The organism is Bauldia sp. (assembly GCA_037200845.1).
In the GTDB taxonomy this organism is placed as follows: domain Bacteria; phylum Pseudomonadota; class Alphaproteobacteria; order Rhizobiales; family Kaistiaceae; genus DASZQY01.
Map to the genome: position 1 here is coordinate 1,132,111 of JBBCGQ010000001.1, position 19,856 is coordinate 1,151,966.

Annotated in this window: 22 protein-coding genes; 4 read left to right on the plus strand and 18 right to left on the minus strand. The window is 66.9% G+C overall.

From position 1 onward, the window contains the following. Position 1 precedes the first annotated feature (1 nt). The 11 genes from WDM94_05415 to WDM94_05465 all read right to left on the minus strand — a co-directional run bounded on the left by WDM94_05415 (position 2) and on the right by WDM94_05465 (position 10,005). Positions 2–943, minus strand: coding sequence for an ABC transporter ATP-binding protein (locus WDM94_05415; protein ID MEJ0012064.1), 942 nt, complete (start codon positions 941–943; stop codon positions 2–4). Further along, complete coding sequence (locus WDM94_05420; GenBank protein MEJ0012065.1) at positions 940–1,887, minus strand: HlyD family efflux transporter periplasmic adaptor subunit; 948 nt, start codon at positions 1,885–1,887, stop codon at positions 940–942. Before WDM94_05420 ends, WDM94_05415 begins: the two co-directional genes overlap by 4 nt. Continuing rightward, entirely contained in the window at positions 1,884–2,543 is a 660-nt protein-coding gene (locus WDM94_05425) for a CerR family C-terminal domain-containing protein (protein ID MEJ0012066.1), read from the minus strand. The genes WDM94_05420 and WDM94_05425 overlap by 4 nt, the downstream gene beginning before the upstream one ends. A 389-nt stretch (positions 2,544–2,932) precedes the next feature. After that, positions 2,933–3,529 (minus strand): PadR family transcriptional regulator, encoded by a 597-nt coding sequence (locus WDM94_05430; GenBank protein ID MEJ0012067.1) that lies wholly within the window; start codon positions 3,527–3,529, stop codon positions 2,933–2,935. Next, positions 3,526–5,259 carry an MFS transporter gene (locus WDM94_05435; protein ID MEJ0012068.1) on the minus strand — a complete coding sequence of 578 codons (1,734 nt, stop codon included), beginning with the start codon at positions 5,257–5,259 and terminating at the stop codon, positions 3,526–3,528. The genes WDM94_05430 and WDM94_05435 overlap by 4 nt, the downstream gene beginning before the upstream one ends. 82 nt (positions 5,260–5,341) lie before the next feature. Then, positions 5,342–6,028, minus strand: coding sequence for a phosphotransferase (locus WDM94_05440; protein ID MEJ0012069.1), 687 nt, complete (start codon positions 6,026–6,028; stop codon positions 5,342–5,344). A 2-nt stretch (positions 6,029–6,030) separates the two neighbouring features. Then, a complete protein-coding gene (locus WDM94_05445) occupies positions 6,031–7,380 on the minus strand; it encodes an FAD-binding oxidoreductase (GenBank protein MEJ0012070.1) in 1,350 nt (449 codons plus the stop codon). 14 nt (positions 7,381–7,394) lie between these two features. Continuing rightward, on the minus strand, positions 7,395–7,694 hold the full coding sequence (locus WDM94_05450; GenBank protein MEJ0012071.1) for a HigA family addiction module antitoxin: 300 nt from the start codon (positions 7,692–7,694) through the stop codon (positions 7,395–7,397). A gap of 11 nt (positions 7,695–7,705) precedes the next feature. Continuing rightward, on the minus strand, positions 7,706–7,972 hold the full coding sequence (locus WDM94_05455; GenBank protein MEJ0012072.1) for a type II toxin-antitoxin system RelE/ParE family toxin: 267 nt from the start codon (positions 7,970–7,972) through the stop codon (positions 7,706–7,708). 48 nt (positions 7,973–8,020) lie between these two features. Then, a complete protein-coding gene (locus tag WDM94_05460; protein MEJ0012073.1) occupies positions 8,021–8,497 on the minus strand; it encodes a cupin domain-containing protein in 477 nt (158 codons plus the stop codon). 104 nt (positions 8,498–8,601) lie between these two features. Continuing rightward, positions 8,602–10,005 (minus strand): glutamine synthetase family protein, encoded by a 1,404-nt coding sequence (locus WDM94_05465; GenBank protein MEJ0012074.1) that lies wholly within the window; start codon positions 10,003–10,005, stop codon positions 8,602–8,604. Between the two features lie 224 nt (positions 10,006–10,229). On the opposite strand from WDM94_05465, the gene WDM94_05470 reads away from it, so the two are divergent. The 4 genes from WDM94_05470 (at position 10,230) to WDM94_05485 (ending at position 14,339) form a co-directional block, all read left to right on the plus strand. Continuing rightward, positions 10,230–11,321: a polyamine ABC transporter substrate-binding protein gene (locus WDM94_05470; protein ID MEJ0012075.1), complete on the plus strand. Its 1,092-nt coding sequence runs from the start codon at positions 10,230–10,232 to the stop codon at positions 11,319–11,321. 32 nt (positions 11,322–11,353) lie between these two features. Then, complete coding sequence (locus WDM94_05475; GenBank protein MEJ0012076.1) at positions 11,354–12,508, plus strand: ABC transporter ATP-binding protein; 1,155 nt, start codon at positions 11,354–11,356, stop codon at positions 12,506–12,508. A 12-nt stretch (positions 12,509–12,520) separates the two neighbouring features. Continuing rightward, entirely contained in the window at positions 12,521–13,432 is a 912-nt protein-coding gene (locus WDM94_05480; GenBank protein MEJ0012077.1) for an ABC transporter permease subunit, read from the plus strand. Between the two features lie 88 nt (positions 13,433–13,520). After that, entirely contained in the window at positions 13,521–14,339 is an 819-nt protein-coding gene (locus WDM94_05485) for an ABC transporter permease subunit (GenBank protein MEJ0012078.1), read from the plus strand. Positions 14,340–14,484: 145 nt separating this feature from the next. On the opposite strand, the gene WDM94_05490 is transcribed toward WDM94_05485, so the two are convergent. The 7 genes from WDM94_05490 to WDM94_05520 form a co-directional block, all read right to left on the minus strand. Further along, entirely contained in the window at positions 14,485–14,997 is a 513-nt protein-coding gene (locus WDM94_05490) for an SRPBCC family protein (protein MEJ0012079.1), read from the minus strand. After that, a complete protein-coding gene (locus WDM94_05495; GenBank protein MEJ0012080.1) occupies positions 14,975–15,340 on the minus strand; it encodes a metalloregulator ArsR/SmtB family transcription factor in 366 nt (121 codons plus the stop codon). The genes WDM94_05490 and WDM94_05495 overlap by 23 nt, the downstream gene beginning before the upstream one ends. Positions 15,341–15,719: 379 nt before the next feature. Next, positions 15,720–16,160: a periplasmic heavy metal sensor gene (locus tag WDM94_05500; GenBank protein MEJ0012081.1), complete on the minus strand. Its 441-nt coding sequence runs from the start codon at positions 16,158–16,160 to the stop codon at positions 15,720–15,722. After that, complete coding sequence (locus tag WDM94_05505; protein ID MEJ0012082.1) at positions 16,157–16,579, minus strand: hypothetical protein; 423 nt, start codon at positions 16,577–16,579, stop codon at positions 16,157–16,159. Before WDM94_05505 ends, WDM94_05500 begins: the two co-directional genes overlap by 4 nt. After that, complete coding sequence (locus WDM94_05510; protein MEJ0012083.1) at positions 16,576–17,259, minus strand: sigma-70 family RNA polymerase sigma factor; 684 nt, start codon at positions 17,257–17,259, stop codon at positions 16,576–16,578. The genes WDM94_05505 and WDM94_05510 overlap by 4 nt, the downstream gene beginning before the upstream one ends. Before the next feature lie 42 nt (positions 17,260–17,301). Next, a complete protein-coding gene (locus tag WDM94_05515; protein MEJ0012084.1) occupies positions 17,302–17,889 on the minus strand; it encodes an EF-hand domain-containing protein in 588 nt (195 codons plus the stop codon). A gap of 107 nt (positions 17,890–17,996) precedes the next feature. Then, positions 17,997–19,808: an AsmA family protein gene (locus WDM94_05520; protein MEJ0012085.1), complete on the minus strand. Its 1,812-nt coding sequence runs from the start codon at positions 19,806–19,808 to the stop codon at positions 17,997–17,999. Positions 19,809–19,856 lie beyond the last annotated feature (48 nt).

Consider the following 19,856-nt stretch of genomic DNA (forward strand, 5'->3'; position numbering starts at 1 on the left):
GTCACGGGCGTGGGTCTCCGGCGAAGTTGTCCGTGCTCTCGCCCATCAGGCGGATGAACACGTCCTCGAGGATGGTGGCGTCGGCCGCGGCCGTCGCGCCCGTTCCCGCAATCGCCGCATCGACGGATTTGCGGAGCAGGGCAGGGTCCTCGCCGACGACATGCAGCTCGGTGCCGAACGACGCGATCTGCTCGACGCCGGGCGCGCCGCGCAGCGTCCGCGCGATCGCCGCCCCGTCGCCGCCGCGCACGATGACGGTGCTCAGGCCCGATTGCGCGATCACCTCGGGCACGGTTCCGCGCGCCACCACCTTGCCGTAGGCGATGTAGACGATGCGATGGCAGCGCTCCGCCTCGTCCATGTAGTGCGTAGACACCAGCACGGTCAGGCCTTCGGCGGCGAGCTGGTGGATCTCATCCCAGAAGTCGCGTCGCGCCTTAGGATCGACGCCGGCCGTCGGCTCGTCGAGCAGCAGCAGCTTCGGCTGGTGCATCACCGCGGCGGCGAGCGCCAGCCGCTGCTTCCATCCGCCCGACAAGGTGCCGGCGAACTGATCCCGGCGGTCGGTCAGCCCCAGCCGCGCCAGCGTATCGGCGACATACTTCGCCCGCGGCTTCAGCGCGTAGAGCCGCGCAACGAAATCGAGATTCTCCGCGATCGTCAGGTCCTCGTAGAGCGAGAACCGCTGCGTCATGTAGCCGACCTCGAGCTTGATCCGGTCGGATTGCGTCGGGATATCGTAGCCGAGGCAGGTGCCCTTGCCTTCGTCCGGTTTGAGCAGCCCGCAGATCATGCGGATGGTCGTCGTCTTGCCCGACCCGTTGGGCCCGAGGAAGCCGACGATCTCGCCCCGCTTCACCTCTAGATCGACATGATCGACGACGGTGCGGCCGCTGAATCTTTTCGTCAGCCCTTCGATGTCAATGATGATGTCGCCGGTCATGGCGCGAGCCGGATGTCGAGCGGCTGGCCGACCTTGAGCATCGCCGCGTCGCCGACCGGCTTCGCATCTACGCGGAAGACCAGCTTGTCGCGGCTTTCCTTGGAATAGATGATCGGCGGCGTGAACTCCGCCTCTGTCGCGACGAATGTCACCTCCGCCGTCATGCCCGCCGCGCAGCCGTCGCAGCCGACGGTCACCGTCTTGCCCGGCGCGACGGCGGCGAGCATCCGCTCCGGCACGAAGAAGCGCACCTTGCGGTTCGCGTCCGGCAAGAGCGACACCACTGCCTGCCCGGCCGCCACCAGCTCGCCCGGCTCGTAGAACGTCTCCTCGATCAGCCCGTCCGCCGGCGCCTTGATCTGCCGCCGGTCAAGCGCCGTCCTCGCTTGCGCCAGGTCCGCCTGCATCGCCGCGACATTCTTCTGCGCCGCGTCGATTTCCTCCGGCCGGGCAGGGAGCTTGGCCACCAGCAACTGCCGCTCCGCGGCATCGGCCTGCGCCTGCGCCGAGTCCCGCTTGGCCTTTGCGTTATCGACCACCGATTGCGCCACCACGCCCCTTTGCAGGAGCGTGAGCTGCCGCGTGTAGTCGTCGTCCGTCTGCGTCAGCGTCGTCCGCGCCGCCGAAAGATTGGAGGCCAGCACTGCGACTTCCTCCGGCCGCTGCCCGGTCTGCAGGTTGGCAAGCTGCGCCTGCGCCTGCGCCAGCCGCGCATCGGCGCCTGCGACCTGCTGCTTCTGGTCGGCATCGTCGAGCGCGAACAGCACATTGCCCGCCTTGACGCGCGTCCCCGCGGTTGCCGCGCGCTCCACCACGCGCCCGCCGGCCTCGGCCGAGACGTAGACGTACGTGCCGTCGACATATCCCTGCAGCGGCGCATCGCTGCCCGTGCAGCCGGCGAGGAAGGCGAGGGAGAGAACTGCCGCGAGAACGCGCATGGTCATGACCGTTGCTCCGCGTCGAGGATGTCGTCGATCTGTTGGAGGATGATCCGCTTGATCAGCGCGCGCTCGCCGTCGCCGATCGCCTTCCACCCCATCTTGCGCAACACCAGAGTCTGCGCGACGCGGAACACCAGCACCTGGCCGAAGATCGTGAAGACGCGGATGCGCAGCGTCTCGTCGTCCGCCGGCTTGCCGAGGATCGCGCCGATCAGCCGCCCGGCATTGTTCACCGCGTTGCCGAGAAACCGGTAGATCACGTCGAACGCCGCCGTCGGCTGCATCTGCTCGCGCACGATGAAGCGCGCCCAGCGCGCCGCGTCGGCGGTGCCCAGCATCACGTCGGCGAGCGTCTCGACCACCGCGTGCAGCGCCGCCCGCGCCGCCCTGGGCGAGGCGGTCGCCTCGGGCGCGGCGATCATCACGAGTACCGGCGCGACGCGCTTGCCGATCTGCTCGGCGATGTGCTCGGCGACCGCGAGATGCAGCCCCTCCTTGCCGCCGAAGTGATAGACGATGGCCGCGAGGTTCGCGCCGGCCGCCTTGGCGATCTCGCGCGTCGAGGCGCCTTCGAACCCGACCAGCCCGAAGGCATCGAGCCCGGCGTCGATCAGCTTGGCGCGGGTATCGCCGGCCCGCTCGCCGCGCGCCTTAGGCATCGGGACGGGCTTTCCGCGCGCCTTTGCCGGCGCCTTTGCCTTCCGGATCGTTTTCATTCGCACCGTAATACAATCGAACGATTGAATGTGTCAATCGATCGATTGAAGTCGAGGGCGGCGGTCCCTACACCCTCCGCTCATCCCCGCGAAAGCGGAACCTAGGGATCAGCCTAGCGCCGGCGCTGGTTATTCGACCTGAATCCCCGCTTTCGCGGGGAAGAGCGGAGAGGAGGCGACGCCTCATCTCCTCCAACTGTCATCCTTCGGCGGCGCGAAGCGCCGACCGGAGGACCAGCCTCAGCGAGGTCGAAGCATCGTGAGCGGGAGATCGGTCCTCCGGTCGCGGCTACGCCGCGCCGAAGGATGACAGTGGAGGGGATGCGGAAGCACTACGCCTCGGCGTGCCACCCGCGCCATTCCTCGATCCCCTCGAGCTTCCCGCCCTCGAGATCGACAATCAGCCGCTCGACAAACCCGAGCTCCGCCTCGCGCAGCGCAACCTCGAACTCCCGCTCGATCATGTGCAGCCGCGCCACCTGCTTGCCGCGCGCATACGTGTCGACCGAGCGCGCCTTGGCGAGTTCCACCTCAAGCAGACCGACGCGCAGCTTGAGCAGCGCCAGCGCCTCCTCCGGGGGCAGCACCGGCATCAGCGACAGCCCCGCCTCGAAGCGCGTGTATTCCTTCGCCGGCTCCGACAGCAGTTCGCTCAGCCAGTCCATCAGCTCGTGCCGCCCCGCCTCGGTCAGCTCGAACACCGTGCGCTCCGGCCGCTTGCCGTCCTTGATCGTCTCCTTGGCGACGATGAAGCCGTTGCGGCACAGCGCCTCGATCACCGAGTAGAGCGAGCCGTAGTTCAGCTTGATCGCCTCGTCCTTGCGCCGCTCGCGCATGGTCGACGCCATCTCGTACGGATGCATCGGCCGCTCGGCGAGGCAGGCGAGCACGGCGAGCGCCAGCGGATTGGAAACCGGCCGCTCGCTCATGCGACCGCTACTCCCGCCTCGGCCAGTTCCTTCTCCGAACGCGGCCGCCGCGGCAGCAGGAACGAGAGGAAGAACACGAAGATCAGTGCCCCGATCTCCCACATCAGCGCGCCGGTGATCGATGCCGTGAAGTTGCGCTGGTTGGCCTCCAGCGCATGCTTGCCGACCGCGGCGCCCGCCGCCTCAGCCATCGCTGGCGCGGATGCCGAGAACGACGCCTGCGCCGCTTGCGCATCTTTGCAGCTCTGCGGCACGTCGCCGAAATCCTTGGCGCTGGCGCGGTCGTGGAAGCACGTCTCGAACGACGTCACGATTGTCGGCTGCGCGAACGCCGGCACGCCGGCCGCCGTCAGGTCGGCGGTAAGCTCCGCCCGCACCGAGTCGACGCTGGTCGTCGACTGGCTGGCGATCAGCCCGAAGAAGATGACGCCGATCACCGCGACGCCGATGGCGCCGCCGATCTGGCCGATCGCGTTGATCACGCCCGACGCCGAGCCCGCGTCCTTGATCGGCACCTCGGCGAGGATGAACGGATAGACCGAGGCGACGACGAAGCCCATGCCGAGGCCCGAGATCAACTGGGCCGGGATCAACTCGTACGGCGTCACCGCGCCGCCGAAATGGTTGATCGTCCAGATGAACAGTACGAAGCCGATCGCCATCGTCAGCGGCCCGGCGGTGATGATGTTGCGCCCGAAGCGCGGCACCAGGACCGGCCCGGATATGCCGGCCGCCACGCTGACGCCCAGCGAGAACGGGATGCCGGTCAGGCCGGCTTTGAGCGCCGAGTAGCCGAGCCCGATCTGCAGGAAGAGCGTGAAGATCAGGAAGTATCCGGTGACGATGGCGAAGAACGAGCCCGACAGCGCCACGCCGGCGACGAACGAGCGCCGCGTGAAGAATTCCGGCACGACCAGCGGCGAGCCGTCACGCTTCTGCTTCCACACCTGGCTCCAGGCGAACAGCACGAACACCGGCACCGACGCCGCCATCGAGACGAACGTCCACACCGGCCAGTCGAGCTCGCGCCCCTGGATCAGCGGATACATGAGCAGCAGCATCGCCAGCACCACCAGCGCCACGCCGGCGAGATCGAGCTTCAGCGGATGCGGCGATTTTGCGTCAGGCAGGTAGAGCCAGCCGAGGATGATCGCGAAGATGCCGACGGGCAGGTTGACCAGGAAGATGGTGCGCCAGCCGAAGCCGAAGACGTTGCCGGCGATGAGCAGCGCGCCGATGATCGGCCCGCCGACGGTGGCGACGCCGGCAAGCGCACCGTAGAAGGCGGAGACGCCCGCGCGCTCCTCGCTGTTGGTGTACATGATCTGGATGAGCGACAGGATCTGCGGGACCATCATCGCCGCGAAGAATCCCTGTAAGAGCCGTGCTTCGATCAGCGCGCCGGTCGAAGGCGCCAGCCCCGACCACAGCGAGGCGACGATGAACCCGGCGATGCCGACCAGGAACAGCCGCCGATAGCCGAAGATGTCGCCCAGCCGGCCGCCGGTGATCAGGAACAGCGCGAAGGTCAGCGCGTAGCCGGCAATGATCCACTGGATCGACGAGTAGCTGGCGCCGAGCCCGGTCTGGATCGAGGGGATGGCGACGTTGACGATCGTCGTGTCGAGCAGGTCCATGAAGAAGGCGAGCAGCACGACCCAGAGCGCGATCGTGCGCCCGCGGCGCGTGAGCCCGGCACCGATGGCGGACGGCGGAGCGGCTTCGGACATGGCTGATTTCCTCGGAATCTGGCTAATACGGCCGCGTATATCCGGTTTCGGATATGCTGACAAGGCTGTCGCTGGGGGAGAGCTACGAAACCCGCAAGACGTCGAAGTTCGCGCACGTCCAGCGGCGGCAACCGGCGGCCCATTGCGCCAGGCCGGCGTTGCCGGTTCGGCGGCCCTCGGCGGCCAGCATCTGCTGACGCTCGAGTATCGCGGTGAGCACGGCATCGGGTTCGCGCGTTCCATACGAGTCTAGAAACACCGCCAGCCGCCGCCGCTGCTCCGGCGCGGAAATCTCCGGCGAACCGATGTCCAGCCAGAGCCACGCCGCATAGCCAAGATCGTGGACGCGTGTCCCCGGCGCGGCCGCATCGAAATCAATGATCGCAACGGGCGCACCGCCTCGGAAGACGAAGTTGCACGGCGAAAGATCGTTGTGGCAGACGATCTCGGCATCGGTGGCATCCACCAGCCCGCGGCCGAGATCGTGAAAGCGACGGATCAGCATTGCCGCGCGGCGCAGCGTCTCATCGTCATGAAATCCGAGATCGCCGGGCACCTCGCCGTCGATAAAACTCAACACGTCGCGACCACGCTCGTCGCTCCCGAGGTAGGCCGGAGCGCCGTCGAAACCGTTCGCCGCCAGGTGCCGCAGCAGGCGCCGCACAAAATCCGAATTCGGCGTCTGCGGCCGGCGCACCGTCTCGCCGACGCGGACGACACCCGATGTCATGCGCCCGCCGCTCAGGGCAATCTCGGGTTCGTCCGCCATTCCTAGATCCGGTCGCGCAGCGCGTACCACAGCATCGCGGCGACCAGCGCGGGCTTGCGCATGATCTTGCCGCCGGGGAACCGCGGCGTCGCCAGCGCAGCGAACTGGTCGAGTTTGCCCGGCGCGTTCAGGATCGCGTCGGCGATCACCTTGCCGGCGAACGGCGCCAGCGCCACGCCCTGTCCTGAGTATCCCGCCGCCGCATAGACGCCGTTCCGCACTTTCCGGATGTACGGCAGCCGGTGCAGCGTGATCGCCAGCGTCCCGCCCCACGCGTACTCGACCTTGACGTCGCCAAGCTGCGGGTAGACGACGCGAAGATGCTTGCCGACCAGCGCCGCGACGTCGCCGCGCGCATGGCGCGCATACGTCTCGCCGCCGCCGAACACCAGCCGCCCGTCCATCGTCGGCCGGAAGTAGTAGACGACGAACCGCGTATCCGAGACGGCCTCGCCGCCGTGCAGGATGCCGCCGCTCATCCCCGCGCCGATCGGCGCGGTCGCGAGGATGTAATTGTCGATCGGCATCACGCGCGACTCGACCTCCTCGTCGATGCCGTCGAGGTAGCCATTGCCGGCGAGGATAACGGTGTCTGCGTTGACCACGACGCGCCGCCCATTATCGTCCCCTCGCCCCGAAGGGGAGAGGGCCGCGCCTCTTGCCGAGCGAAGGGAGCTAGAGGCGGGGGGTGAGGGGCCGGCAACCTCAACGCTCGTACCCCGAACAGCGGTCACCCGCGCCCCCTCGAAAATCCGCGCCCCCGCCTTCGCCGCCGCCCGCGCCAGCCCCTGCGCAAACTTCAGCGGATGGAGATGCCCGGCGCCCATGTCCCGCCGCCCGCCGAAATAAACGTCGGTCCCGATCGCCTCGGCGAGCGCCGCACGATCGAGCCAGGTCGCCGGCTCGTAGCCGTAGCGCGAGCGCAACTTGTCGATATAGGCGCGCTCACCGTCGAGCAGCCGCGCCTTGTGCGTCGTCTCGATCAGCCCCGGCCGCCACTCCGCATCGATGCCGTGCTTCGCGATCAGCGCATGGACCAGCGCCTTCGCCTCCTCGGCGAGGCGCCAGAGCCGCATCGCCTCGTCGAGCCCGACCTGCTCCTCCAGCCAGTCCTGGTCGCGCCGCTGGCCGGTGTGCAACTGCCCGCCGTTCCGCCCCGACGCCCCCCAGCCGACGCGCTCCGCCTCCAGCAGCGCGACATCGACGCCCGCTTCGGCCAGATGCAGCGCCGCCGACAGCCCGGTGTATCCGCCGCCGACGATGACGACATCGGCCCGGGTCGATTCAGTCAGCGCGGGGAACGCAAGCGCAGCGTCGGCGGTCGCGGCATAAAGGGAAGGGGCGTGGGTCATCCGGTCTGCACGTGTCAGGCAGCCTCGCGCGCGCGAATGCGTCGGCGAATTTCGCCCCACCCCGCCGCTCGGATGCGCCGCAGGTCGTAGCCCGCCTGCAGGTTCAGCCAGAACTCCGCACTTGTCCCGAAATATTCCCCAAGGCGCAACGCCGTATCGGCCGTGATCGCACGCCTGCCTTTGACTATCTCGGCAACCCGGCTGACCGGAATGTCGATGTCGCGCGCCAGCCGGTTCTGGCTGACCGCCAGCGGCTTGAGGAATTCTTCCAGGAGGATTTCGCCAGGGGGAATTGGATCGAGTTTCTTTGCCATCTGCCTTCCACCTAGTGATAGTCGACGATCTCTACGTCCCAGGCGTCGCCCTTGCGCCAGCGAAAGCAGATGCGCCATTGGTTGTTGATCCGGATGCTCTGCTGGCCTTTGCGGTTTCCCTTCAAGGCCCCCGGCGGCGACTGTAATTCCGCGACAGTGCGAGCGGCATCGAGCACCAGCAGCTTGCGTCGCGCGAGCCGCTCGATACCCGAAAACCGCCGCACCCACTCGTCGCGGAACAGCATCTCGGTGTCGCGATCGGCGAAGCTGCGGATCATTCCGCCTGAAGCCTATTCCGCCGCATATATTCTGTCAAACAGAATGGCCTACGTCCGCCGCGGCTGCACCCCATACGGCGTGCCGTCCTTATGGTGATACCCATCCCTGTCGGCATACGTCCGCATGTCGATGTCGGAGTAGAACGTCTCGTCATCCTCCGTCCGCGTGCCGATCTCGAGCAGCACCACGTCCGCCTGCGAGCGGTTCTGGAACGAGTGCCCGTCCGGATCGCCGGCCTTGAAGCCCGCCCAGTCGCCGGCCCGGAGGATTTCCTCGCCCGCATCGGTGACCAGCACGACTTCGCCCGAGACGACCTGGATCAGTTCGTCTTCCCTGGCGTGCCAGTGGCGCTGGCTCGACCAGCTTCCCGGCGGGATGGTGCAGAGGTTGACGCCGAACTGCGTCAGCCCGGCGGCATCGCCGACGCGCACGCGCCGCCGGCCGCGGCAGGGCTGGTCGAACGGCGGCGGATAGAGCGTGCCGTCGCGCCGCGGCGCCGTGGCGAGATCGATCTTCTTGGTCATCAGGGACTCCATGTCTGTCCGGCCCTTCGTGCCGGCGTTGCGATAGCGATGGTGTCCCCTGACAGTGACATTCCTCCGGTCTTGCTGCCGGCTTCAGGAATGCATCAGACGTTGAGCAGCAGGTACTCCCGTTCCCATGGGCTGATCACCTGCATGAACGTTTCGAACTCCGCCTGCTTGATCGCGCGATAGGTCGAGACGAAGCGCCGGCCGAAAATCTCGACCAGTTCCTCCGATTCCTCGAACAGCGCCACCGCCTCGAGCAAGCCGCGCGGCAGCGCGATCTCCGCCTCGTTGGCGGCGCCCGTCACCGGATCGGAAACCATCAGCCCCTCGACCATGCCGAGGTAGCCGCAGGCGAGCGACGCCGCGATCGCGAGATACGGGTTGGCGTCGGAGGAGGGGATGCGGTTTTCCACGCGCCGGTTGGACGCGCTCGAGTTCGGGACGCGCAAGCCCACGGTGCGGTTGTCATAACCCCACATCGTGTTGACCGGCGCCGAGCCCGAGCGGATCAGCCGCCGGTACGAATTGACGTACGGCGCCAGCATGCACGTCGCCGCCGGCAGGTACTTCTGCGAGCCGCCGATGAAGGCGAAGAACTCCGGCGTCGGGTCGCCCGATTTGTCGGAGAAGATGTTGGCGCCGCTTTTGGCGTCGATCACCGACTGGTGGATGTGCATCGCCGAGCCCGGCTCGCGCGTCATCGGCTTGGCCATGAACGTCGCGTACATGTCGTGCCGGAGTGCCGCTTCACGGATCGTGCGCTTGAACTGGAACACCTGGTCGGCCAGCATCAGCGGGTCGCCGTGGCGCAGGTTGATCTCCATCTGCGCCGCGCCTTCCTCGTGGATCAGCGTGTCGATCTCGAGGTCCTGCTGCTCCGAGAATTTGTAGATGTCGTCGAACAGATCGTCGAACTCGTTGACCGCCGCGATCGAGTACGACTGGCGCGCCGACTCCGGCCGGCCCGAGCGCCCGCTCGGCGGCTCCAGCGGATAGTCCGGATCCTTGTTCGGCTTCACCAGGTAAAACTCGATCTCCGGCGCCACCACCGGCCGCCAGCCGCGGTTCGAGTAAAGCTCCACGATGCGGCGCAGCACCTGGCGCGGCGCGATCTCCAGCGGCCGCCCGTCGGCATGGTAGGCGTCGTGGATGAGCTGCGCCGTCGGGTCGGTTTCCCACGGCACGACGGAGAGCGTCGAGAAGTCCGGCTCGAGCAGCACGTCGGAGTCCGACTTGTCGTTGTCGAAGGATTCGTCGTCCGCCGGCCAGTCGCCGGCGATGGTCTGGGTGAAGATCGAGCCCGGCATCGACATGGTCGGCGCGGCGAGGAATTTTGCCACCGGCATGATCTTGCCGCGCGCCACGCCCGCCTGGTCGGGCACCACGCACTCGATCTCCTCGATGCGCCGTTCCGACAACCACGCCCGCGCTTCGTCGAGCGAGCCGACCCCGCGTTTCCGTTCCACGACGGGGGCGGCGGAGGCCTTCTTCTTCCTAGCCAAGGGTCACCTGTTCACAAACCGGGAACGCCGGAAACCTTGCGGTTCCGGCTGTTTTCATGGGTCAAAGGTCGCTATCGCGGAGAGTTTAGCACGTTTGCGGCCGGTTCAGGTTGTCGCGGCGTAGGATCAACCTTAACGTGGTAGTCACAATGCAAGGAAGGGTGTGGGCTTCGATAGTCCACATCCGTGAGGGCGGCAGGGAATTGCTGAGAGAGGGAAGCTTTATGCGCGCGTTGGTTCTGAAGTTGGCGCCGCTGGCGCTTATCGGCCTGGTGAGTGCCGCCTCCGCCGAGGACAAGGTCGTCAACATCTACAACTGGTCTGACTACATCGACCCCGCGAACCTCGAGAAGTTCACGGCCGAGACCGGCATCAAGGTCGTCTACGACAACTATGACAACAACGAGATCGTCGAGACCAAGCTGCTCTCCGGCGGCTCCGGGTACGACGTCGTCGTCCCGTCCGGCCCCAACATCTCGCGCCAGATCCAGGCCGGCACGTTGACCAAGCTCGACAAGTCGAAGATCCCGAACCTGTCGCACCAGTGGGACGTCATCGCCAAGCGGCTGGAGACTTACGACCCCGGCAACCAGTACGCCGTCAACTACATGTGGGGCACCACCGGCATTGGCTATAACGTCGCCAAGATCAAGGCCGCGATGCCCGACGCGCCGACCGACTCGTGGGACATGATCTTCAAGCCCGAGGTCGTGTCGAAGTTCAAGGATTGCGGCATCGAGGTGCTCGACACGCCGGAGGAGCTGATCCCTGCGGCGCTGAATTACCTGAAACTCAATCCCGACTCGAAGGACCCGGCCGATATCCAGAAGGCCGGCGACCTGCTCGCCTCAATCAAGCCGAACATCCTCAAGTTCCATTCTTCGGACTACATCGACGCGCTTGCCAACGGCGATATCTGCCTCGCCGTCGGTTACTCGGGCGACGTCTTCATCGCCAAGAACCGCGCCGAGGAAGCCAAGGCGGGGGTCGAGATCAACTACGTGATCCCGAAGGAAGGCGCCGGCATGTGGTTCGATTCGTTCATCATTCCGAAGGACGCGCCGCACCCCGACGCCGGCTACGCCTTCATTAACTTCATGCTGACGCCGGAAGTCGCTGCCGCGAACTCGAACTACGTCTTTTACGCCAACGGCAACAAGGATTCGCAGCCGCTGGTCGACAAGGAAATCTTCGAGGATCCGGCGATCTACCCCGACGAAGCGACGCTCGGCCGCCTCTACACGACGACGCCTTACGACGCGAAAATCCAGAAGATCGTCACACGCGTCTGGACGAACGTTAAGAGCGGGAGTTAGCCTGCGAAAGGAATCGGGGAGGGGCGAAGCCCATGGCGAAGAACGCGGTCGGTCCGGTCCGGCGGAAGTTCGCGCCGTGGAACGACCCCTCCCAGAAACCCTTCATCTCTTTTGACAATGTCACTAAGCGCTTCGGCGACTTCACCGCCGTAGACAACATCTCCCTCGGCATCTACGAGCGTGAATTTTTCGCGCTCCTCGGCCCCTCCGGCTGCGGCAAGACCACGCTGATGCGCATGGTCGCCGGCTTCGAGGAGCCGACGAGCGGCCGCGTCATGCTGGACGGCAAGGATCTCGCCGGCGTCCCGCCTTATCGCCGCCCAACCAACATGATGTTCCAGTCCTACGCGCTCTTCCCGCATATGAACGTCGAGACGAACATCGCCTTCGGCCTCAAGCAGGAGGGCATGCCGAAGGACCAGATCGCCCAGCGCGTTGAGGAGATGCTGAAGCTGGTCAAGCTGACGCCCTTCGCCAAGCGCAAGCCGCACCAGTTGTCCGGCGGCCAGCGCCAGCGTGTCGCGCTCGCCCGCTCGCTCGCCAAGAAGCCGAAGGTGCTGCTGCTCGACGAGCCGCTCGGCGCCCTCGACAAGAAGCTCCGCGAGGAAACCCAGTTCGAGCTGACCGACCTGCAGATGGACCTCGGCCTCACCTTCGTCATCGTCACGCACGACCAGGAAGAGGCGATGACCTTGGCCGACCGCATCGCGGTCATGGACCATGGCAAGATCATCCAGATCGGCACGCCGGCCGAAATCTACGAGCAGCCCAATTCGAAGTACGTCGCCGACTTCATCGGCAACATCAATCTGCTCGAGGGCAAGGTGCAGTCCGCCGGCAACGGCGCGATCCGCATGGAAGGCACCGGCACCGGCGCCACTATCGCCGTGGAGCAGCAGGAGGTCGCGACAACGCCGGGCAGCACGGCCTGGTTCGCTGTCCGCCCGGAGAAACTCTCCGTCTCGCTCGACCAGCCGGCCGATCCCTCGGTCAACGCCATGTCCGGCGAGGTCATCGACATCGGCTACCTCGGCGACATCTCGGTTTATCACGTGCGCCTGCCGAGCGGCACGATGGTCAGGGCAACGCTGACCAACCGGACGCGCCTGGTCGAGCGGCCGATCACCTGGGAAGACAGGGTCTGGCTGACGTGGGCGCCGGATTCCGGCGTCGTGCTGACGAAGTAGGCGAGGGGCGGGATGAACGAGGGCGAAGCAGGCGGGCGTAGTTGGCTCCGGTGGTTCGTCGTCATCATTCCCTACGTCTGGTCGCTGGTCTTCTTCCTCATCCCGTTCCTGATCGTCTTCAAGATTTCCTTCTCGACCTCGGCGATCGCGCAGCCGCCCTACACGCCGGTGTTCAATTCGCTGGGCGACCTCTGGGACGGCATCCGCCAGTTCACCTTCGACAACTACGTCTGGCTGACACAGGATTCGCTCTACTGGCGCTCCTACGTCTCCTCGATCGTCATCGCGGTGGTCTCGACGTTCCTCGTCCTCATCGTTGGCTTCCCGATGGCCTACGGCATGGCGCGCGCCCCGCGCTCCTGGCAGCCGACGCTGGTCATGCTGGTCATCCTGCCGTTCTGGACGTCGTTCCTGATCCGCGTCTACGCCTGGATCGGCATCCTCAAGAAGGAGGGCCTGCTCAACGAATTCCTGATCTGGGCGCACATCATCGATCAGCCGCTGACCATCCTCAACACCAACTGGGCGGTCTACATCGGCATCGTCTATTCCTACCTGCCGTTCATGGTGCTGCCGCTCTACGCCACGCTTGAGCGCCTCGACAACACGCTGCTCGAGGCCGCCTCCGATCTCGGCTCGCCGCCGGTGAAGGCGTTCTGGCAGATCACCTTCCCGCTCGCCGTCCCCGGCATCATCGCCGGCTGCTTCCTCGTCTTCATCCCGGTCACCGGCGAATTCGTCATCCCCGATCTCCTCGGCGGCTCCGACACGCTGATGATCGGCAAGACGCTGTGGTCGGAATTCTTCAACAACCGCGACTGGCCGCTCTCTTCCGCGGTGGCGGTGATCCTGCTGCTGATCCTCGTCATCCCCATCGTCATCTTCCAGAACCAGCAACAGCGCGCGACGGAGGCGAACAAGTGATCGCGGAAGGCCTCATCATCTGCGCACTCCTCCCCCTGGAAGGGGGAGGGCGGGAGGGGGTCACTTCGTGCAACGCGGACGGTGCCGCATGATCCGCACCTCGCGCTTCAACATCGTTTCGGTCGTCTTCGGCCTCGTCTTCCTCTACATCCCGATCCTTCTACTGGTCATCTATTCGTTCAACGACTCCAAGCTGGTCACGGTCTGGGGCGGCTTCTCGACGCGCTGGTACACCGCGCTCCTCGACGACGAGCCGCTGAAGGAGGCCGCGTGGGTGACGCTCCGCGTCGCCTTCATCTCGGCGTCGGTTGCGACGGTGCTGGGCACGCTCGCGGCGGTGACGCTCGTCCGCTTCGGCCGCTTCAAGGGCCGCACGCTTTTCTCCGGCATGATCTACGCCCCGCTGGTCATGCCCGACGTGATCTCCGGCCTGTCGCTGCTGCTGCTCTTCGTGGCGATGGGTCTGGCGCGCGGCTTCTGGACCGTGGTCCTCGCCCACATCACGCTGTCGATGTGCTTCGTCGCCGTCGTCGTGCAGTCGCGCCTGGTCACCTTCGACCGCAGCCTCGAGGAAGCCGCCGAGGATCTCGGCTGCCCACCGCTGAAAGTCTTCTGGCTGATCACGCTGCCGATCATCGCGCCGGCCATCGTCGCCGGCTGGATGCTCGCCTTCACGCTGTCGCTCGACGATCTGGTGCTGGCAAGCTTCGCCACCGGCCCCGGCGCCACCACGCTGCCGATGAAGATTTACAGTCAGGTGCGCTTGGGCGTGACGCCGGAAATCAACGCCGTCTCGTCGATTCTGGTCGGCATCGTCGCCGTCGGCGTCCTCGCCGCCTCGATCGTCACCAAGCGCCGCGAAGTCGAACGCCAGCGCGCCGAACGCCTTGCCGCGCAGGCGCCGTAGCGCCACCCAAACTCCGCTTGAGCCCTCCCTTGCGGGAGGGCCAAAACCGCAAAGCGGTTTTGGGGAGGGGGTGTGCTTCAGTGAGCACAGATGCTGCGACCCCGCCGAAGAGGTCACGCCGGGCGGTCGGCTCGGTCTCCTGACGTCAGACGCCCGCACCCAGATCAACAAGCAAAGCGTCCAACTGCTCGAACTGCTCGGGCATCGCATCCGCCGCCCCGCCGGACGCGTCGAGAGCTTCCTTCGAGGGATAGAGTTCGTGCACGACCAGCAGCGTCTTGCCGCCTTTTTCCTCGAAGGTCACGGTGGTGACGGACCCTCCGTCGCCACCTTCGTCGTTGGTCCAGACGAGGCGCGAGGGCGGCGTCACTTCGACGTACTTGCCGAAGAACGCCATGGATTGATCTGAACCCTCACGGCCGAACTCCAGCCGATAGCCGCCGCCGGCCCGAACATCCATTTCGCAGGCAAGCAGCGTCGTGCCTAGCGACTTCGGCGTCCACCACCGCCTGAACAGTTCGGGCTTGGTCCACGCCTGGAACACGATGCGCGCCGGGCCATTGAACGTCCGCCTCACCACCATCTCACGATCGGACTTTCGTTCCACCGTCGTGCGGTTCTTGGCAGAGGCGGGCTCACCTTCTTTTCTTGCGTCCATCGACCTTCTCCTTCCGTGTCATTTCCTCGACAACCTTGTCCAGTTCGTCAAAGCGCGCGGCCCAGAGCTGGCGATACCTCTCGATCCACTCCACCTCTTCCTCGAGCCGCCGCAGGCCGAGCCTGCAGGTCCGCACGCGCCCGATCTTCTCGGTCGTGACCAGCCCCGCCTGTTCCAGCACGCCGACATGCTTCTTCATGCCCGTCAGGGTCATGTGGAATTTTTCGGCGAGGTCCGTGATTGAAGCGTCTTGACGCCCAAGCTGTTCCAGAACGCCGCGTCGGGTGGCGTCCGAAAGCGCGGCGAACGAGGCATCCAGGCGGGGTTGCAAATACTGAACCATATAGTTCAGTATTAGCACGTCGATTGGCGGACGCAAGGCAAAAAAGGCCGAGCACGCGCCGGCTTTCCCGCCGTCACCGCGAGGGTCGAACTCCAGCGCGAACGCGTGGCGGCGCAGGCGGCTGGCGCTCGCTCATTCGCCGAGACGCACCCCTCCCCAAGCCGCTTTCGCGGTTTTGGCCCTCCCACAAGGGGAGGGCTCAAGTGGAGTTTGATGACGCGGGGTGTTTCAGCAAAGTGAACCCTCCCCTTGTGGGAGGGTCAAAACGCCGTAGGCGTTTTGGGGCGGGTGTGCTTCAGCAAATGCCGGCGCCCAAGGCGCTCCGGCGCCGATCCTGCCGCTTCGCCGAAGAAGACGGCGGCGAGTTATGCCGCCGGCGTTACGGCCCGCGCGACGGAGGTGGCGGCCTGATCCGCGCCCGCACGTCGGCTGGCGCATGCGCCAGCGCGTCGGCGACGACGCCTTGCCCGACAAGCTGCAGGTCCGTCGTCCGCGCCCGCAGATCGGCATAGGCGGCATCGAGCGCCGCCGGGTCGAACGGATCGGCGCGCATCGCGTCGAACATCCGCCGCCGCGCGTCCTGCACGGCGTCGAGCTTCGCCTTCATCTCGTCGCGCTTGGCCTTCGAGCCGTCGGCGATCGCCTTCTGGATCTCCGGCGGGAAGGCGCGGATGCCGATCGCGACGATGCGCTCGACCTCGCCGCCCGGCCGCGGACCGGCGAAGTGCGCGAAGGCGAAACCGGCGATCGTGAGGTTGACTGCGATCGAAACCAGAAGTGCCAGCAGCAACACGACCGCGAGCGGGCCGCGAATTATCAAAGCACGCTCCCGGAGTCCGTAGCTGCACTATCCCCCGGGCCGCCGAACATCAGGCTGGCGAAAGCGTCGTCGTCCTGGCTGGCGGGCAGCGCCAGGCCGGCGGCAAATCCCGTCACCAGGAAAGCGACCGCCACCACGCCCACCCACGCCGCAAACCGCGGCGTCGGCTGCACGGCGACGTCGTGATGCGCCCGCTCGCCGACGTGCGTGACGACGCGGCCGACGAACGCCGCGTCGAGCTCCATCGGCTTCATCGTCGCCGCCAGCGCGCGGTCGAGCCGCCGCGCCGTGGCGAGCAGCGTCGCCGCGTGCGGGTTGGCGGCGAAGATCGCCTCCGCCTGCGCGCGCTCCGCCGTCGGCCAGCGCGCGAAGTCGCTGCCGTATCGGTCGAGAGAAAGTTGCAGGTCGCCCATGGTCATTCACCCAGACTTTCGTATTCCAGATCGTTTTCGGCAAGTCGCATTCGTAACGTTCGCCGCGCCCGGACGAGCAATTGTTCTACGGCGCCGACGGAAAGCCCCATGGCTTCACCGATTTCGGCATTAGACCGCTCACTATCCGCCGCCAGCAGAATCGCCGCCCGCTGCCGCGCCGGCAGCGTTGCAATGTGCCGTGCTACCGCCGCAAGTTGATCTTTGCCGGCTAAGCGCTGCTCGGCCGTGCTCGCCGGATCGGACACCGTCGCGGCATCTTCCAGCCCGAAAAATCGCCGCACCCGCCGCCGCCGCTCGCTATCGATCGCGCGATTGACGGCGATTCGCGTCAGGTACGCGCCGAGCGGCGGTCCGCCCGGCTGCCAGCGCTGCGCCGCCTTCCAGAACGACAGGAACGTCTCCTGCACGATGTCGTCGGCCTCCGACGCGCCGCCGGTGAAGCGATGCGCCAGCGCGCGTAGCCTGCCGCCGTGGCGCCGTACGATCTCGCGCAGCGCGCGCTGGTCGCCGGCGGCAACACGCAGCGCCAGCGCCTCGTCCGATTCCTCTGCCGCGCTCGCAATCGTCAAAGATGGTCCGCCGGTCGCAATGCCGTCATGAGCACCGGCATCGGCCGGCGGCACCATCATGGGCCGCATTGCGGCCGGGGCAAGCGCGAAGCTCACGGTCTCGCCCCGGCGTTGGTCATGCGGCTTACTTTCCGTCGCTTACTTGGTCTGGTCGACACCCGGCATCGGCAGCGCGCCGGCGGTGAACTCGTCCGCCGTCACGACGCCGTCGCCATTCTTGTCGAGGCTGGCGAAGTTGCGCGGCTGCGGCGGCGTCGCGTCGTCGCCCGGCTGGGCGGCGTCGTTCTGGCCGAGCTGGTCCCGCGGACCGCCCTGCTGGTCGCCGGGCAGGGCGCCCTGGCGCTGGCCGTCGGGTCCGGGGCGATGGAAGCCCGGACGCGGGAAGCCGGGGTGGAATATGCCCGGACCGCGCACGCCCGGCCGGCCGAAGCGCTGGCCGCCGTCACGCCCGCCGAAGTCGGCGGCGACCTTGCGGAATTCGTCCGGCGTCAGCTTGCCGTCCTTGTTGGCGTCGAGTGCGCCGAAGATCGCCTTCTGCAGCGCCGCGGCTTCGGTCGCGTCGATGGCGCCGTCGCCGTTGGTGTCGATCAGGTTGAACATGATCTGCGCGCGCAGCGGCGCCGGGCGCGACTGCGGCGCGGCATCGCCGGGGGCCGCGATCGCCGGAAGCGAGGCAGCGCTCGCTGCAAAAGCGGCCGCGGCCGCGAACAAAAGCTTGGGGGACATGGGGTTCTGCTTCCTTGGGGCGTTGGGGACCGGTAATCGGCCCCTCTTCACTCATGTTCACGCCCGAAGATGGCAATCCCCTACGCCAAACCAACCTTAATTAATCTTCATCCGCCGCCCGGCGCCGCCGGCGTTTCCGGGGCAGGGCGCAGCGATGCCCGCGCGATCGCCGGCTGCCGCCACGTGCCGGCGATGGAGAGCGGGATCGTCTCGGTCGCGTTGGTCAGCGTCGCCCGCGCTTCGGTCGCGCCGGAAAGCAGCGAGCCTTGCCCGGAGAGCGCCAGGCGGAAATCGTCGCCCTCCATGAACAGGTTGCTCGTGCTGAGCGCGCCGCTCGCCACCGCGAAGTCGGCGTCGACCTGACGAAAGCGCGTCTCGCCGCGCCCCGCCACGATCGGCCCGGCAAACGGATTGTCGAGCTGGTCCGCCACCGCGGCGAGATCGACGCCGGAAAGCTTGCCTTCGCCGATCGCGAGCCGACCTTTGCCGGCGACGCTGTTGACAAATTCGCCCCAGCCGCGCCCGGACGCGTTGAGGTCGAGCGCCCCGGTGACGTTGCCGTCGAGCGCCGTGACGCCGGCTAGATTGGCGAGCGCCGGCGTCGCCGGCACGCCTTTGATGTCGAGATGCGCGTCGGCCGACAGCACGCCGCCGGCGCTCGCCATCCTGAGATGAGCGCCGATCTGCCCGGCGTAGAAATTCGCGCCCTGCAACTGCGCATCGACATTGCCGTCCTTGATCGAGACCGTCGCCCACGTGTCGCCGATCTCGGTCGCCCCCATCGTCACCTGGCCCATCGTGAAGCTGACCTCGGCGTCCACCGCCTCGGCGAACGGCATTCGCGCCGGCGCGATCAGCCACGATCCCGTCGTCAGCAGGTCGGCGCGGATCGCCTCGGCGTACGCGGAAAGGTCGAGCCGCTGCGTCGTCAGCCGCCCGGCGATCGCCGGGCGCACGCCGGCGAACGAAACGCCGAGCGAGCCCTCCGCGCTGTTGCCGTCGAGCTCCAGGCTGGCCGCGGTGAAATCGATGCTCGGCCCGGCGATCGCGACCGTGCCGCGCACCGAGGCGGCGCCCAGTATCGGCCCGGTCCCCATCGGCGTCCCCAGCCACTCGATGGTGCGCCGCATCGACGGCGTCGACACCGAGCCGTCGCCGTCGAGATGGATGGTGCCGTCGTTGTCGGTGGCGCGGCCTGAGAACGACGCGCGCAGCGGCGTCGAGGCCAGCGCGAAGCGCGCTGCCGACGTGCCGCCGCGCATCAGTTGCAGCGGCGCCGCGATGAGCCCGGTGAACTCCATCGGCTCGCCGCGCCACATCATCTTGCCGCGCCCGGATGCCGTCGCGCTGACGCTCGGCCAGTCGATGTCGAGATCCACCTCGGTCATCTGCTCGCGCGTGTCCGAGGCGAGGTTGTCGTAGAGCAGCGTGCCGTTGCTGACGATGAGATGCCCGACCTGCAGATCGAGGGCGATGGCCAGCGGATCGTTCGACCGCGGCGGCGTCGCCATCGCCCGCGCCGCGACGGCGCTGCCGGCAAGCGTCCAGTTCCGCCGCCCCTCGTTGTCGACGACCAGATGGATCACCGGATTGGTCAACTGGAACTCGTCGAACTCGACCCGTCCGAAGAGCAGCGGCAGCAGCCGCAGACGCGTATCGAGCCGCGGCGCCTGGATCACGGCGTCGTCGCCCATGCCGTCGGGGTTGGCGATTGCCAGCCCGTCGACCCCGATCGCGACATGCGGATAGATGGAGAGGGTTGTGGCGCCGGAGAGCGTGACCGTTCGCCCGGTCAGCGCCGCGATCCGCTCGGCCACCCGCTGCTTGAGGAACTCGGACGGGATGACGAACGGCGCCGCCGCCACGGCAATCGCCGCGACGGCAATGATCACCGCCAGGATGATGGCAAGCCGCTTCAATCGGTCTCCCGTCTTTGCCCCGCCGCGACACTATCGGAGGCGGGGCGG